Source organism: Paenibacillus sp. FSL R5-0908, from assembly GCF_038006245.1.
Lineage (GTDB): Bacteria > Bacillota > Bacilli > Paenibacillales > Paenibacillaceae > Paenibacillus_AQ > Paenibacillus_AQ odorifer.
The window spans coordinates 6,292,951-6,308,866 of the sequence record NZ_JBBOUV010000001.1 but is presented as its reverse complement, the minus strand read 5'-3'; the positions used below and the strand labels follow the sequence as shown (position 1 = coordinate 6,308,866).

Annotated in this window: 11 protein-coding genes; 7 read left to right on the top strand and 4 right to left on the bottom strand. The window is 44.5% G+C overall.

Going from position 1 to position 15,916, the window contains the following annotated elements; all coding sequences use genetic code 11:
* The first annotated feature begins 131 nt into the window (after nucleotides 1-131).
* The 3 genes from selD to MKZ09_RS28535 are packed head-to-tail and all read left to right on the top strand — an operon-like array spanning nucleotide 132 to nucleotide 3,440.
* Entirely contained in the window at nucleotides 132-1,193 is a 1,062-nt protein-coding gene (gene selD, locus MKZ09_RS28545; protein WP_076134143.1) for a selenide, water dikinase SelD, read from the top strand.
* Nucleotides 1,194-1,251: 58 nt separating this feature from the next.
* On the top strand, nucleotides 1,252-2,292 hold the full coding sequence (gene mnmH / locus MKZ09_RS28540) for a tRNA 2-selenouridine(34) synthase MnmH (RefSeq protein ID WP_076206964.1): 1,041 nt from the start codon (nucleotides 1,252-1,254) through the stop codon (nucleotides 2,290-2,292).
* Between the two features lie 35 nt (nucleotides 2,293-2,327).
* Complete coding sequence (locus MKZ09_RS28535; RefSeq protein ID WP_076206967.1) at nucleotides 2,328-3,440, top strand: cysteine desulfurase family protein; 1,113 nt, start codon at nucleotides 2,328-2,330, stop codon at nucleotides 3,438-3,440.
* Between the two features lie 453 nt (nucleotides 3,441-3,893).
* Here the strand turns inward: MKZ09_RS28535 and MKZ09_RS28530 are convergent, their stop codons facing one another.
* On the bottom strand, nucleotides 3,894-5,717 hold the full coding sequence (locus tag MKZ09_RS28530) for an exosporium glycoprotein BclB-related protein (protein WP_081394345.1): 1,824 nt from the start codon (nucleotides 5,715-5,717) through the stop codon (nucleotides 3,894-3,896).
* Nucleotides 5,718-5,917: 200 nt separating this feature from the next.
* Nucleotides 5,918-6,910 (bottom strand): LacI family DNA-binding transcriptional regulator, encoded by a 993-nt coding sequence (locus tag MKZ09_RS28525; RefSeq protein ID WP_076206970.1) that lies wholly within the window; start codon nucleotides 6,908-6,910, stop codon nucleotides 5,918-5,920.
* Between the two features lie 291 nt (nucleotides 6,911-7,201).
* On the opposite strand from MKZ09_RS28525, the gene gtfA reads away from it, so the two are divergent.
* Nucleotides 7,202-8,644 carry a sucrose phosphorylase gene (gtfA, locus tag MKZ09_RS28520; protein WP_076206973.1) on the top strand — a complete coding sequence of 481 codons (1,443 nt, stop codon included), beginning with the start codon at nucleotides 7,202-7,204 and terminating at the stop codon, nucleotides 8,642-8,644.
* A gap of 86 nt (nucleotides 8,645-8,730) precedes the next feature.
* Here gtfA and MKZ09_RS28515 read toward each other — a convergent pair whose 3' ends face one another.
* Nucleotides 8,731-10,965 carry an AraC family transcriptional regulator gene (locus MKZ09_RS28515; RefSeq protein WP_076206976.1) on the bottom strand — a complete coding sequence of 745 codons (2,235 nt, stop codon included), beginning with the start codon at nucleotides 10,963-10,965 and terminating at the stop codon, nucleotides 8,731-8,733.
* Nucleotides 10,966-11,468: 503 nt separating this feature from the next.
* Here MKZ09_RS28515 and MKZ09_RS28510 point away from each other — a divergent pair.
* The 3 genes from MKZ09_RS28510 to MKZ09_RS28500 all read left to right on the top strand — a co-directional run bounded on the left by MKZ09_RS28510 (nucleotide 11,469) and on the right by MKZ09_RS28500 (nucleotide 14,928).
* Nucleotides 11,469-12,344: an ABC transporter permease gene (locus MKZ09_RS28510; protein ID WP_094903677.1), complete on the top strand. Its 876-nt coding sequence runs from the start codon at nucleotides 11,469-11,471 to the stop codon at nucleotides 12,342-12,344.
* A gap of 11 nt (nucleotides 12,345-12,355) precedes the next feature.
* A complete protein-coding gene (locus tag MKZ09_RS28505) occupies nucleotides 12,356-13,249 on the top strand; it encodes a carbohydrate ABC transporter permease (RefSeq protein ID WP_076206978.1) in 894 nt (297 codons plus the stop codon).
* Between the two features lie 68 nt (nucleotides 13,250-13,317).
* Nucleotides 13,318-14,928 carry an extracellular solute-binding protein gene (locus MKZ09_RS28500; RefSeq protein WP_143767356.1) on the top strand — a complete coding sequence of 537 codons (1,611 nt, stop codon included), beginning with the start codon at nucleotides 13,318-13,320 and terminating at the stop codon, nucleotides 14,926-14,928.
* A gap of 74 nt (nucleotides 14,929-15,002) precedes the next feature.
* Here the strand turns inward: MKZ09_RS28500 and MKZ09_RS28495 are convergent, their stop codons facing one another.
* A complete protein-coding gene (locus MKZ09_RS28495) occupies nucleotides 15,003-15,884 on the bottom strand; it encodes an AraC family transcriptional regulator (protein WP_076206983.1) in 882 nt (293 codons plus the stop codon).
* Nucleotides 15,885-15,916: the final 32 nt, after the last annotated feature.

Genomic DNA, 15,916 nt, shown 5'->3' with positions numbered 1-15,916 from the left:
GACCCTAAGTAGTGAAGGTAAGTGTATAGAGAGAGGTGTAATAAGCAACGCATCTGCAACTCTTGCATTTTGTGCAATGCGATCTACTCGTGTAAGATTAAGATAATTCATACCAAAGGAGCTGAGTCATGATGTCTCAAGCTGAAACCATAAAACTGACTTCATTATCTTCAAAAGGGGGCTGCGGCTGCAAAATCGGTCCCGCCGATCTCATGCAGGTTATTCGTAGTCTGCCACCAACTGTTCCTAACCCGGATCTACTTGTAGGTCTTGATACTAGTGATGATGCAGGGGTGTATCGTTTAAGTGATGAATTAGCGTTAGTGCAAACTGTTGATTTTTTCACGCCGATCGTGGATGATCCCTATTCATTTGGTCAAATTGCAGCAGCCAATGCATTAAGTGATATTTATGCGATGGGTGGAAAGCCGCTTACGGTGCTTAATATTGTGGCTTTTCCTATTTCTGTTTTAGATAAAAGCGTTCTTGGTGATATTTTGCGCGGCGCGGCGGATAAAGTACAGGAAGCAGGAGCTACTCTTGTGGGCGGACATTCCATCGACGATAAAGAGCCCAAATTCGGATTGGCCGTTACGGGCCTTGTGCATCCTGACAAAGTAAGAACGAATGCGGGCGCCAAGGTGGGAGACAAGCTGATTTTAACGAAGCCTATCGGAGTGGGGATCTTAACAACTTCCATTAAAAAGGATCAGCTATCTCCTGAAGAAACCACACGCCTCACGACAGTAATGTCTACTTTGAATAAAAAAGCGGCTGAAATCATGGAGCCTTATGATGTACATGCTTGTACAGATGTTACCGGATTTGGGCTACTGGGACATGCCTCGGAAATGGCAAAAGGAAGTAACCGCGGACTGATTATTCGTCAAGGCGATGTACCGATGCTGCCAAGAGTAAGAGAGCTTGCGGAGCAGGGATTTGTTCCAGGAGGCACTAAGAATAACTTTGCCCATTTGGAAGGCAGTATTCTTTATCCGGAAGAGATGGACCAACTAAGCCGCTATATTCTATGTGACGCTGTGACTTCTGGCGGATTGCTGATCTCTGTGACCCCTGAACAAAGCGAAGATTTGCTAAAAACGTTAGTAGATGCAGGGGTAGAAGCGGCATTGATCGGAGAGGTAACAGAAGAGCATCCGGGTCAGATTACGGTTATAGCTGCTGCGAAATAATCATTGTATACCGGCTTAGAGCAAATTATGAAGGTTAGCCACCAGAGGAGAGAGCATATTGTTTCAGGACATTACACTGGAAGAACTTAGAGTGTTAAAAAACAAGAAGCAGATCACCATTATTGATGTTAGATCTCCTTCTGAATATAAAGATGCAACGCTGCCGGATAGTTTGAATATTCCCTTTTTTGATGATCAGGAACGGGCTGAAGTAGGGACGTTGTATAAACAGACAAGTGTGCAGGCCGCGAAAGAACGCGGTTTGGAGATTGCTGCGGCAAAACTTCCTTCTTTTGTAAAAGAATTTGCCGCGATTCAAGGGGACAAAGCTGTATTCTGCTGGAGGGGAGGTATGCGCAGCCGTACAACTGCGACCGTACTCTCTTTAATGGATATTCATGCTTACCGGCTGATAGGCGGCTATAAGGCTTATCGTAAATGGGTGCTCGACGAATTGGAGTCCTATGAATTCAAGGCGAAGTCTTATGTGATACACGGAAATACGGGTACAGGCAAAACCAACCTGCTACACCGCCTGAAAGTGCATGGCTACCCCGTACTGGATTTGGAAGGGATGGCAGGTCATCGTGGTTCTATTTTTGGTGAGATCGGCCTTCGTGCAAACAATCAAAAAACGTTCGATAGTCTTCTTTTGGAGGAGTTAATTAAGATCGGGGATTCTCCTTATGTACTATTTGAAGCGGAGAGCAAAAAGATTGGTAAGATAGTGATGCCCCCGTTTATGACCGAGCAAAAAGAGATCGGAACACAGATCTGGATTGAGATGCCTCTGCAAGCCAGAGTGCAGCAAATCCTTGAGGATTACCGGCCAGAAGAGTACAAGGAGCAGTGTATTTCTGCATTTCGGAGTATCAAATCCCGAATTCATATCCCTGTTGCAGCAGAAATCGAACGATGCTTGCAGGCGGATTTGTTCGGTGAAGCTGTGGCGCTGCTGTTAGAGTATTACTACGATCCTAGATACGATTATACGTCTACTCAGTATGAAGGCATTGAGAGAGTTACTTTTAAAGTGAATAATCTGGATGAAGCTGAGACTGCTGTGCGTTCTTTTTTAAAACATCAGGATGAGGTATAGGCTTCACGTTATGGTTAAAGGGGGGCTTTACTAATATGATCTATTTAGATTACAACGCTACAACACCAGTAGATAAGGAAGTAGCAGAGGTTATGATCCCTTATCTTTACGGTCATTTTGGGAATCCCTCAAGCAGTCATTCTTTGGGGCGTGAAGCTAAACTCGGAATAGAGCAGGCAAGAATACAGGTGGCTGATTTCCTGAATTGTGCGCCGGGTGAGGTGCTTTTTACCAGTGGGGGCAGTGAGTCTAATAATACTGTCATTAAAGGAGTAGCCCAAACTTATCGCCATGAAGGTAATCACATTATCCTGTCTGCTATTGAGCATCCAGCGGTAATTAAACCCTGCCAGTATCTGGAGCAGATGGGCTACAACCTGACTTATGTACCTGTTGACTCATATGGATTGGTGCAGGTTGACGATGTGAAAAAGCAGCTCACGGACCAAACCATTCTGGTCTCCATCATGCACTCTAATAACGAAACGGGTACGATCCAGCCGATCAAGGAAATAGCTGAGGTCTGCCACGAACGGGGCATTCTTATGCATACAGATGCTTCACAATCTGCGGGAAAAGTAGATCTCGATATAGCGGATTTAGGAGTGGATTTTCTAACGCTTGCAGGCCATAAATTATATGCGCCCAAAGGTATTGGAGCACTGTACATTCGGGACGGCATTCACATTGAGCCTTTGATACACGGTGCGGGCCATGAACAGGGGCGAAGAGCGGGGACAGAAAATACACCCTACATTATTGGCTTAGGAAAAGCCTGCGAGCTTGCTGCTGAATCTGATTCTAGAGAAAGAGTTAAACAAGTTACGGATTATTTTTATGGAAGACTGCAGGAGTCTTTTGGCGAAAAAATTCATTTGAATGGTCATAAACACAAGCGCTTGCCTAACACCCTTAACGTTAGTTTTCTTGGAGCAGTGGGTCATGAGATTGTTGCTTCGTTAGAAGATGTAGCAGCTTCTACTGGCTCGGCGTGCCATTCCGGTGAAACGTTGATTTCGCCTGTTCTAAAGGCTATGCATGTATCGGAGAATATTGGACGGGGAGCGGTTCGTTTTAGTGTGGGACGATATACGACTATAGCGGAAATCGATGAGGTCATCGATAAGTTGAAGGTGTATTTGTTGTGAGGTTCGTTTTTGCAAACAGTGACAAAGTGTGAATCCTAGTGAAAGGATTATGACTCTCAGTGAACGAGCTATGGTTCCCAGTGAACGGAATATGAATCTGAGTAAACGGAGTACGAATCTCAGTAAACGGAGTGCGAATCCCAGTGAATGGACTAATAATTCCAGTGAACGGAGTAGCTATCGGACACAGGCGCTCTTATCTGCAGCATTTTCCTCTTTTTGAGTTGCTATAGGACCCCATAGGCGTTATTGGTATAAAATAGACGGAAATGAGCACCATTCTTGCCCAATAGCGCCTCTCAGGTCCGATAATCTCTCTAAACAGTGATAAATTAACGAATAGCGGCATTTGAGTCCGAAGGATCAAGAAGTTGAACCCGCATATTACTAAAAAAGCATCTGTCACTCCTTCAAAAGGAATCGCAGATGCTTTTTTAATATTTGTTTTAGTGATTATACAATCGTAAAGCCAGCACTTGCATAACCAGTGACTGTATTTACAAGGGTGAGGCCTGTAGCAGTGGCTGAGAATACCATAAGTAAACGTGTCTGTGGCGTTACAGCAAAATTGATACCATTCGTAATTCCGCTGACAAAAGTTCCTAAATTGATAGTACCGGTGATAGGCGGAAGTGGGACGGTTGCGCCTGGAATAGGAGTAAATGTGTTATTTGGTGTGGCAGATTGGTACAATTGCGCTGTTACATTTATCGTAGTACCAAGCAGCGATAAAGCTATGGTATTACTGAAGTAAGCGGCAATGGAAGTTATTACTCCTGCTCGAGGAGTTGAGAATGCAAAATTGATAAGTGGTCCAAGGAGAGTACCTGTCAAATCAATATTACCGCCAACAAGCGAAATGCCTGTAGCTGAACTTCCGAAGCCTACAAGGCTTGTTGTTCCAACCAAACCACCTAAAACCGTGGTCATAATAATAGGTCCTCCGGATGCCAGTGGAATAATTGCACCGTTACCGGTTGCACCAGTGACTCCGGTAATGCCAGTAGCTCCGATCGCGCCCGGATCACCCGTGGCACCCGTTACACCGGTAGCTCCGGCAACGCCGACCGCGCCCGGATCACCGGTCGCTCCAGTCGCCCCCGTAGTACCCGTAGCTCCGGCAACGCCGACCGCACCTGGATCACCCGTGGCACCCGTAGCTCCGGCAACGCCGACCGCGCCCGGGTCCCCAGTCGCGCCCGTTGCACCAGCAGGGCCCGCCAAGCCGGCAGCCCCCGTCGAGCCAGTTGCTCCAGTTGCTCCTACACCTGGACCCGCTGGTCCTTGCGCACCTGTTGGCCCTTGAATCCCTTGCGGACCCTGTGGTCCTTGAGGTCCCATCGCACCACCAGCGATTAACAAGTAATCTGGTGAACTTCCAGGTATTCCAGTAGGTCCAGAAACGGTAGCTATATAGGTGCTGCCATTGAAGGTTACTACTTGACCTGCTGGATAAGTAGGACTTTGTGCAGGATTAAAGATTACAATCCCCTGCAGCCCTACCCCTTGCGGCCCCTGAGGTCCTTGAAGTCCCGGTGTTCCTTGAGGTCCTTGAGGTCCTTGGGGGCCTGTGGAGCCCCCAGCAATTAATAAATAATCTGGTGAACTTCCAGGTGTTCCCGTTGGTCCCGCAACAGTAGCTATATAAGTACTGCCATTGAAGGTTACTACTTGACCGGCAGGATAAGTAGGGCTTAATGCAGGATTAAAAGCAACAATTCCTTGCAGCCCTGCCCCTGTAGTTCCCGTTGCTCCCGGAACCCCCTGAGATCCTTGCGGCCCCTGAGGTCCCTGTGGTCCCTGTGGCCCTTGAGGTCCAGTCACACCTTTAATAGGCAATCCAATGGCTTGTGTAATAGAAGCTTGAATATGTCTGATCTGAATAATCAACTGATCTTTACAGTTAGAGTCAATCTTCGTGGCGAGAATAAAAGATAATAACTCAGCTAACAGCAGTTGAAGATTGGTGCCGACGCTAACGACTGAAAAGGGATTAACTTCGGTCGATACAATGGTTATCTCTACTACAGAAAGTAGCTCAGTTCTAAAAGGGCTGCATAATTTAGAGGTATGCAAGAATTCCAATAGTTCTCTTAATACTCTTTGGAGATTGGCAATATGAAGTGTTGTGGGAGTCGTAAGTACGGGGGGTACCACTGCAGAGAGATCAGTGACTATTTTTAATAGTGCGTTACACTCCCTCTTTCTAATAGGACTGCTAATCCTTCCATGCTTGTTTAGGATAGCATCGCTTTTAAATGGTCTGTAATCAGGCATATTTCTATATCTCCTCCTTGAACTTCTCCTGTTCATTCCTTTAAAAAATGGGAACCTGCCCAATTAGCATATTCGTAGAAGTGGAAGTTGTTACAATAATTGCCCAAAAAGCCGTTATTCCTGAAAGTCTTTATTAATGAAGCAATACAAAAAAGGCAGGCCACCGCTGATTACGGTAGTCTACCTTTTTAATAGATACGTTAAGTAGTCTCTCCTTTAATGAGAGTTACGTCTACAGTAGTGTTGTTGATTAGCTCTCCGTCAGCACTTTCGATCATTTGCAGGAGAGTATTGGTCAGCATGACCCCGATCCGATCACTAGGTTGCATAATGGTAGTCAATTTAGGGCTCTGAAGCATGCGGGTAAAGCTGTGGTAATCATAACCGATGATTTTCAGTTGCTCAGGCACTCGAATGCCTTGCTGTTCAGCATAAATGTATAAAGCATAAGCCACAATATCATTACTGCAAAATACTCCATCATATTCTCGAAGTTGGGCCGGAGAGATATTTTCGGTGACAAAGGACCAAAAATAATCAAAGGTAAGCTTGTTGTGCGCGCCTTCGATAATATCGTAAGTTACACCATGTTTCATACTTGTGATGACAAAAGCATCCCGACGACGATTCGCTAGAATATCCAGATCTAGCGGGCCGGAGATATGTAGCAACCGTTTACAGCCCAGCTGTATCAAATGTTCGGTAGCTAGCTCACCACCGCGGTAATTATCCGATCCCACACAAGGGATATTGGAGGAAATAAAACGGTCAAAAGAGACAATAGGGAAAGGGGCCTTTTTATAGCTTTCAATATTCATGGTATGGCTGCACATGATAATGCCATCTACTTGATTCTGGCGGAGCATGCTAATATAGTTGGCTTCTTTCTCAGGATCGTCAAGAGAATTGCATATTAGCAATTTATAGTTTTTTTCATTAGCACTCATTTCAACATACTTGATGAGATCGGAAAAGAAAGGGTGATTTGAATCTGGAACAATAATCCCAATAAAAAAGGATTGATTCTTCTGTAAGGCTCTGGCGATTTGATTAGGATGATAATCTAAGGCGTCCATCGCTTGTTCAACTTTTTTACGCGTCTCTTTGCTGATATATCCCCGGTTGTTCATTACTCTGGACACGGTAGCTACAGCAACGCCCGCTTCCTTGGCAACATCTTTTATACTTGCCATACCCTCATCCCCGTTTCATAAAATGCTCTAATCTATATTCTACAACTTTCTTGGATTGTTGACACTAATCGGGACTAACAATTGTAAAAGCATAGATTGTTTTTGATAGTTATAATAGGTATGTTATACGTTACCACAAAATATTTAGATATAATATTAAATATCAATAATTTTGTCTATATTATATGAATATAATTATATGAAAACGTTTGACATATTATTTGCGCATCTATAAAATTGGTTTTAAATAAATGTTCTAGAGAAGAACAATTTTGTTAGGAGAACGCCAATATGCAGATTAAAAATGAAGCTATGCTTATCACTTACGCAGATAGCATGGGAAACAATTTAAAAGAACTAAACGAAGTACTGGATACACACTTACAAGGAGTCGTGGGTGGGGTTCATTTATTGCCGTTTTACCCCTCTTCGGGCGACCGGGGATTTGCCCCGATGGATTACACCAAGGTTGACTCAGCTTTTGGCGACTGGGCGGAAATCGAACAGATGAGCGAGAAATTCTACATGATGTATGATTTCATGATCAATCACGTTTCACAGCAGTCTCCATACTTTCAAGATTTCCTTGAGAAGAAGGATGCATCACAATACAAGGATTTATTTATTCGTTACAAGGATTTCTGGCCTAACGGTGAACCAACTGAGGTTGATGTGGATTTAATTTATAAACGTAAACCGCGGGCGCCATACGTAGAGGTTACTTTTAAAGATGGGACGAAGGAAAAAGTTTGGTGTACGTTTGATGAGCAGCAGATCGATCTGGACGTGACTACGGAAACTACGAAGAAATTCGTAAAAGACAATCTGACCTTCCTTGCTGATAAAGGAGCTTCGATTATCCGGCTGGACGCTTTTGCCTATGCCAACAAAAAGATGGGTACCAACTGCTTTTTCGTAGAACCGGATATTTGGGAAATGTTGAATTTGTCTAAAAAAGTAGTGGAGCCTTATGGGGTAACTGTTCTTCCGGAAATCCATGAGCATTACAGCATTCAATTGAAGATTGCAGACAAGGATTATTATGTCTATGATTTCGCCCTGCCAATGTTGGTATTACATGCTCTATATAGTGGAAAAGTAAATCGGCTTGCGCATTGGCTGGAAATCTGTCCGAGAAAACAATTCACTACCCTGGATACGCATGACGGCATCGGCGTGGTGGATGTTAAGGACCTGATGACCGACGAAGAGGCTGAAATGACCAGAGAAAGCCTATACAGCCAAGGAGCAAATGTTAAGAAAAAATACAGCTCCGCCGCTTATAATAATCTGGATATTTATCAAATTAACTGCACTTATTATTCTGCACTTGGCAATGATGATCAGGCGTATCTTTTGGCCAGAGCTATTCAGTGCTTCGCCCCTGGTATTCCACAGATTTATTATGTAGGTCTATTCGCTGGCGAGAATGATATTGAGCTGCTCGAAAGCACAAAAGAAGGACGCAATATTAACCGCCATTATTATTCTAAAGATGAAATTGCTGCTGAGGTACAACGTCCTGTTGTTCAAAAGCTGTTCGCATTGTTGAAATTCAGAAATAGCTGTCCAGCTTTTAATGGTGAGATCAAGATTGAACAAGGTAATGAGAATGAGCTGAACATCACTTGGAAAAATGAGAACACTGTGGCGAAGCTTGAAGCTAATCTGTTGACCAAAGAATACACCATTCTTGCAGGTGAGAATGAAGCAAATATTACGAAGGTATTTTAATATTTCATAGGGTATCGAAGGGTGTTCCAAAAGCCAATGTAATGGCTGCTGGAACACCCTTCTTTTTGGGGGATAGGTGATTCATGTTATGAACTGTTTTTGGTCCGTCTGAATTCTATTGGCGTAAGGCTGAAGTTGCGTTTGAACATCCGGTGGAGATAAGAACTGCTGGTGAAGCCAGTTACTTCAGCAATATCCGATACCGACAAATTACTCTCTACAAGCAGGCGGCATACTTCTTTCATCCGTACCTCCATGATGACATCCACAATAGTGGTTAGGGTCTGCTGCTTATAAAGTCTGCTGACATAAATCGGAGACATATTAAGTTCATCGGCAATTTGGTTCAGACTCAAGCAAGGATCCATGTAAGATTGCTGAATGGTTTGGTTGATTTGCCGGATTAGATCGCTTTGCTTGGAGCTGCGCTTATCCGCTTGGAATTCCTGAATATGATCGAAAAGCTGGTAAAAAGCTGCCTCGAATTCTTCTATCGTTTCATAATGTTCAAGCGAAGGCATCACCATTATCCCTTCGGTGGAGGCAGGACTAAGCTTCTTGATGTTATCGACAATTCGCTTAATCGTTAGCGTCACCCTTGAAACAGTAAGTTCCAGCACATGATAGGGATATTGCTCCATTTCACGTACCATTTCGGAGAAGTGACTGCGGGCTTCGTCTGTTCTGCCACTTGTGAGCGCATCGACCAGCTTTTTCTCGCTGTCAGCCGGGTAGGAGTAAAGATTGTTATGAAGCTCGCTAATGCGCTCAGCATTGATCAAGCTGCCATGACCATAAAACAGTCTATGTTTGGAAGCTTCTCTGGCCTGACTGTACAGCCGGTTTAGTACATCTGGATTATCACTGATAGGGCTGTATACTAACGACAGTCCGATTTTTAGATAATCACAGCAGGCCACGCGGATCTGCCTCAGCAGCACTTCAATCAGCTCGGTATCCAGATGCTCAGTGGAGGTCATGCTGCTAAGCAACATGACCACGCTATCGTCATTCATATCTACAGTTTCCACCTGATAAGTCTGTCCACAGATCTCTGAGGCAATATTCATGATGGCAAACTTGTACGGAAGGAGATAAGAGCCTCGTTCCTTTCGCAGAGCTTCGTACTCATCAATGCGTAGTAATACTAGCCGGTAGCCCTCGTTTAAATTAAAAGAAATACCCAGCTGTTGAACATCATTTTGCCGGCTGTTATGAGGAGATTTAATGCCAAGCACCAGATTGCGTAATGAATTCTGCCTGATCGTGAACATGCTGTTGCGTTTATCTGCCTCAAGGGTGTTCATTCGGCTTACGATCGAATCAATCGGCAGATAAAGCCGTTTGGACAGTACCCTGGAAATAACAAGACCGAACAATAGGATAATTAGAGAAATCAGAAGTGTAGTATTGCGGATATGATTGGTCTGTTCGGTAATCACCTCATAAGGAGTAATGCGCACATATTGCCAGCCAAGCGAATCGGGCGAAGTATAGGACACCAGTGATTTATTCCCTCTAAAAGGGGCAGTAAAATAGCCGGCAGAACGTGCTTTTACTTGATGCTCGAGCCAACTGTTTTCATCCCCGGAGAGCTTCTCCAGTGTCAGCTTATTCCCCGACAGAAAACGGCCTTGGTCATCCAAAATGTAGGTACTGCCACTACCGGGTGTATTGCCGTTAGCCAGTTCTTTATTGATCCAAGCCGCGGATATGTTAACAATAACTGCAGAGTTAATAGAGCGGTCCCAATTGATCGCATCATAGCAGAGGTAAGTATAGACTGAGATGGTTTTCTTCTCAGGTTCATCTATGGAATAGGTTCGCGGAATCGGCGTAAATGCTTTGTAATCCTGATAATGATTCAGCATCTGAATAATTTCAGTGTCCACCAGTTCGCGGGTGGTGAATACGCCATTCTGGCCCTGTGCTGCCGAAATATAAACCGTGTCATTATTCGGATTATATACATAGATGGATTCAATATAAGGCATGGAATTTAAGTAGTTTCCGAGATCGGACATCGCCGCGGTTACCTCATAAATAGAAGGCTTGTTGTAGAACAACAGATGAGAAATCGTGCTGGTTCGATACAGTTGAAATGAAAGCGTTTGCGCGACTTCAGCCATGTTGACCACTTTTTTGCCAGTCTGGGTCAGGTCCCTTAGATCGGAGCGGAAGGTTTGCGTCTTCTCGACGCCGATGTAGTACGTATAGTAAACAAACGTAGAGATAAGAAGGGTTAACGATATGCACAGGGTTATGGTGGTGAGCAGCTTGCCATACAGTAGTCTTTTTCTACGTAGATCATTATTCTTCATACCGTCCCCCCTGACCATCATATGACTTACTCGGACAAGACTCTGGATGAATTCATATTATGAAGTTCCTTTATTATAAGTCCCCAAGAGTGAACAGAACAGTGGAGCAACCTTAGAATCCTGCATTTTTCCAATCTGAAGGGAGTGAACAAATTAAATATTCGTGTACAAAACAGCCTTTTCTACAAGGATTATACAGGGTTAGCGAAGCTTGAGAAGCTCAGTGGGTCTCCGAAGACTTTTACATAAACATCCTGATTGTTCAGTTCCTGTTTCGCCAGTTTGTGCAGTAAGGCTTGTAAGCTTCACTTCTGTGTTCAGAACAATCCCCCTATAGTGGAATTATGCAGTTTCTATATTAAGGGGAGTGAGAGATCTTGAGCCAAACCTCATCCAAAGGAATTTCAAACGTCGAACTTGGCATCCAGGCTGATGGTAGAGCACGCTTACGAACGACAAGAAAGAAGAAAGGATTGTTGTATGAGCTGGTACATAATCGGGTAATGTTTCTGATGCTGCTGCCGACCTTGATCTTTTTTCTAGTGAATTCCTATTTTCCAATGGTAGGCATCTATTATGCGTTCACTCAATTCGACTTCAACAGCAGCATGTTCAACTCCAAGTTTGTGGGATTACAGAATTTCGAGTTCCTCTGGAGATCCGGTACGCTGGTAAAGCTCACGATGAACACGATAGGATACAATATTGCTTTTATTGTACTGGGAAATGTGCTGGCAATTGTCTGTGCGATCCTGCTGAGTGAGCTCAATGGCAAATGGTTTAAAAAGATTAGCCAATCGGTAATGTTTCTGCCTTACTTTGTATCCTTTGTAATTCTCAGCGTAATTGTCTACAACTTGTTTAATTATGACAGCGGTTTCTTGAATACAATGCTTACCCAATTTGGCCTTGATCCGGTCGACGTTTACAGTAAACCTTGGGCATGGATCTTTCTGATCATTATCTTTTATCTATGGAAAAATCTTGGCTACAGCATGGTGATTTATCTGGCGGCGATTACGGGGATTAGTGACGAATATTATGAAGCGGCCAAAATTGATGGCGCTAATATTTTCCAGCGGATTTGGTATATAACGGTGCCGATGCTGAAATCAACCTTTGTGGTGCTGCTGCTCTTTGCGCTCGGCAGTATTATGAAGGGCCAGTTCGATCTCTTTTATCAATTAATAGGCAATAACGGGCTGCTCTACAATACGACGGATATCCTTGATACCTATGTATACCGTTCGCTTAAAGTAACCTTTGATGTGGGCATGGCAACGGCTGCCGGGGTTTATCAATCCTTGTTCGGCTTCGTCCTCATTATGACGGTCAACTATATTATCCGCAAAATAAACGATGACTACGCCCTGTTCTAGGAGGATAAGAAATGAAAATTCAAAAGGATAAATATACGCGAACACTTCATTGGATTGCTTATGTGGTCATTATTGGCCTGTCGATCGCTTGCCTGCTGCCCTTTTTGCTAATTATCTCTGCGTCTTTGACCAGCAATGAGTCCATTATTCGCGATGGTTATCATCTGATTCCGGCACAGTTCTCACTGGAGGGCTACAAGACGGTGTTCATCTTTCCGGATGAGGTGCTGCGGGCATATGCGGTCACAGTCAGCACAACTGCGATTGGAACGGTAATGGGACTTTTTTTCATGACTATGGCCGGTTATGTACTGGCGCGTAAAGATTTCAAATATCGAAATAGCTTTTCCTTCTATATATACTTTACGACTTTGTTTGGGGGAGGACTTGTCCCGTGGTACATCATGATTACGAAATACCTCGGTCTGCTGGATTCCTATGCGGTACTGGTGCTTCCAGGTCTGATGACGCCATTTTTGATCATTTTAATGAAAAACTTCATCAAATCAGCAGTTCCTGAGGAATTATTCGATTCTGGCAAAATAGACGGGGCCGGTGATTTCCGGATTTACTGGCAGATTGTACTCAAGCTTTCCATGCCGGGCATCGCTACAGTCGGTTTATTTCTGGCTTTGTATTACTGGAATGACTGGTTCACCTCTTCACTGTTCATCAATGATACGCATAAATATCAGCTGCAGTTCTATCTGTACAATGTTATCAATTCAGCACAGTTTATCGCACAGATGGGGGCGGGAACCGGGGTGTCACTGGCTACGGAGGTCCCTGCTGAGTCTACCAAAATGGCGATGGCAATTGTCGTGACGGGACCTATTCTTTTTCTGTACCCGTTCGTTCAGCGTTATTTTGTCAAAGGCTTAACCATCGGCGCTGTAAAAGGTTAGAACCGCAACCTGCCCACTACCGGGTTAAGGTACAGTCGGCTAACATAGAAGCATAGTGAAAAGGGAGGATTCAGATGAATAAACAACGGGGCAAACGCATGTCTATTCTGCTTACGTCAGTATTGGGCTTGACGCTGCTGGCAGGCTGCGGGGGGAATTCTAATTCTGCAAACGGGGACAATGCGGCGGTAAAAGAGAGCAATAGCGGAGGAAACACAGCACAGAGTACGAACGCAGGGACTGAGGAGAAGACCGGACTGGACACTTCCAAAAAGGTCGAGCTGCAATTCTATATGCTAGGCGATGCGCCGAAGGACCTCTCAAGCATTGAAGCAGAAATTAACAAAATGGCCGAAGAGGATCTGAATGCAACCGTTAAATTCAACTATACAACCTGGACAGATTGGGATCAGAAATATAAGCTGCTGCTGTCGTCGGGTCAATCGATCGATCTGATCTTCACTGCGGACTGGACACAATATCAGGCTTATGCGAAAAAGGGAGCTTTTTTGGCTATAGATGATCTGCTGCCAAAAGCTGCCCTAGAGCTCCAGAAATTCGTACCACAGGAAATGTGGGATGCTGTGAAGATTGATGGCAAGATTTACACCGTTCCAGCGACTTATAAGGAGTATGTAACGAACGGCTTCGTATGGCGTGAGGATCTGCGCAAGAAATACAATCTGCCTCAGCCGACAGATCTGGCTAGCTATGAAGCATACATGGAAGGAATCAAGAAAAATGAACCGCAGATGTCGCCTGCTTCTTTTAACAGTGACGTAAGAGGTAACATTCATGATGTATATTCTACACTCACCTCACAGGTCGGCAGTCCGCTGCCTTACGGTATTGGCATTAAGTACGATGATCCTTCAAAAGCTTATCTCTATTGGGGCTCGGAGGAACATAAAGAAGAACTGCTGACGATGAGACGCTGGCAGGAAAACGGATTGATTTCCAAAAACGTCCTGAACTTGAAGGATACCATCCAGGCTCCGATTATCGCGGGTAAGGCAGCAAGTATCTTCGGAGATAATCCGACTCGCTTCAACGATACGTTGATGAAGGTAAAAGCAGCACATCCGGATTGGGATCTAGGTTACTATCCTTATGGCAATACCATTGGTTATGCAACACCAGTTCATCCTATTCATAATGGTTTCGCCATTCCGAAGAGCAGCAAGAACCCTGAACGTGCGCTGGCCTTCTATGAAAAAATGGTCATGGATAAACGTTATAATCAGCTGACGCAATACGGTGTGGAAGGAAAGAACTATAAGATTGATGCGAACGGCTATTATGAACTTATTGGAGATGCTTCAACAAACGGTTTTACACGCGAAGGAATGAATGGCTGGGCATGGCGGAATCCGGAGTTCATGTTGTTTGATAAATCCTATGACGGCGTGAAGGAAATCTTCGCTGAGCTTGACAAAATTCAGAAGCCGGATATTTTCACGGGTTTTGCTGAGGATTATACCTCCTATCAGGCGGAAAAAGCAGCACTAGAGCAGGTGGAAAAGCAATACCTGTATCCATTGCAAGCTGGATTAGTAGAGGATGTTGATGCCGGTTTAGCCACCTTTATGGAAAAGGCTAAGCAAGCTGGCCTTGAAAAAATCCAGACTGAATATATCAAGCAATGGGATGCTTATGTGCAGGAGAAGGGTTTAAAATAAAAACCAGCAAGGGATGTTCCCTAAGCCAAATGGGGGGAGCATCCCTTTTTTTGTGTTCTTTAACGTACTCAGATTTACGAGAAACGTTGGCGGAATTCCCGTGGAGTGGTTCCTTCTATTCGAATAAAGCTGGAGCTGAAGTAAGGCGCCTGATTGAAGCCGACTTCCTCGGCTATACGGGCAATCGTGTAGCTGGTCTGCATCAGCAAAAGTTTACTTTGCTGAATCCGATAATGCAGCAGATATTCCATCGGCGCACAGCCATATTCCTTCTTCATGCAACGAGCGATATATACAGGGTGAAAGCTTAGGCTTTCCCCTAGCTGCTGCGCAGTGATGTGCTCACGAAAATGGCTGCGTAAATAGGAGGCCGCTTGCTCTGCACATATTTTGGAGGGCGAGGGGCGCTCATGGCTGAGGGAGGCGGATAACTGCTGAATAACCTCCTGAAACAACAGCTGCTGCTGAAATGGAGTATCGCTTAAATGGGAATTAGGCACAAGCTGATTCAGCTGCGAGAGCAGCTCTTCCATCTTGGACGGCTGCAGCAGAGTTGTATATTGAGGCAAGCGTAAGCTAAATGGCCGGATATCAAATTCGTCAGATTGCAGGGAGTTCTCTATTTTGACGTTGTCTTTCTCAAGCGCAGCAGCCGTATCCTCGGTCATATTCCAGTCGCCCACCGTTTGAAAATGCAGCCAATAATAAGAGGTGGATTCCTTGCAGCTGTCCGTACTGAAATGATGGCTGTCTGGACGAAGCAAGAGCGCCTGACCCGCTTTTACTTGAAAAGGGAGACCGCCCTCACTCATATATAAACAGCCTTGTTTAACTACAAGCAAATCGAACACCCGGGTATTATGGCGGCTCATATGATAATGGCCGGGGGAGAAAGTATGGAATCCGCTTACAATGTAGTACAGCAACGGAGGAACGGTGAAGTTCAAGATGTTCATGTCAGAAGCTCCTTTAAGTGAGGTTGGAATAA

What these genes read in the sequence shown, in the direction of transcription:
- MKZ09_RS28515 (WP_076206976.1), bottom strand. Translation starts at nt 10,965, where the DNA reads ATGAAGAATAATGATCTACGTAGAAAAAGACTACTGTATGGCAAGCTG.
- MKZ09_RS28530 (WP_081394345.1), bottom strand. Translation starts at nt 5,717, where the DNA reads ATGCCTGATTACAGACCATTTAAAAGCGATGCTATCCTAAACAAGCAT.
- selD (WP_076134143.1), top strand. Translation starts at nt 132, where the DNA reads ATGTCTCAAGCTGAAACCATAAAACTGACTTCATTATCTTCAAAAGGG.
- MKZ09_RS28505 (WP_076206978.1), top strand. Translation starts at nt 12,356, where the DNA reads ATGAAAATTCAAAAGGATAAATATACGCGAACACTTCATTGGATTGCT.
- gtfA (WP_076206973.1), top strand. Translation starts at nt 7,202, where the DNA reads ATGCAGATTAAAAATGAAGCTATGCTTATCACTTACGCAGATAGCATG.
- MKZ09_RS28525 (WP_076206970.1), bottom strand. Translation starts at nt 6,910, where the DNA reads ATGGCAAGTATAAAAGATGTTGCCAAGGAAGCGGGCGTTGCTGTAGCT.
- MKZ09_RS28535 (WP_076206967.1), top strand. Translation starts at nt 2,328, where the DNA reads ATGATCTATTTAGATTACAACGCTACAACACCAGTAGATAAGGAAGTA.
- MKZ09_RS28510 (WP_094903677.1), top strand. Translation starts at nt 11,469, where the DNA reads ATGTTTCTGATGCTGCTGCCGACCTTGATCTTTTTTCTAGTGAATTCC.
- MKZ09_RS28495 (WP_076206983.1), bottom strand. Translation starts at nt 15,884, where the DNA reads ATGAACATCTTGAACTTCACCGTTCCTCCGTTGCTGTACTACATTGTA.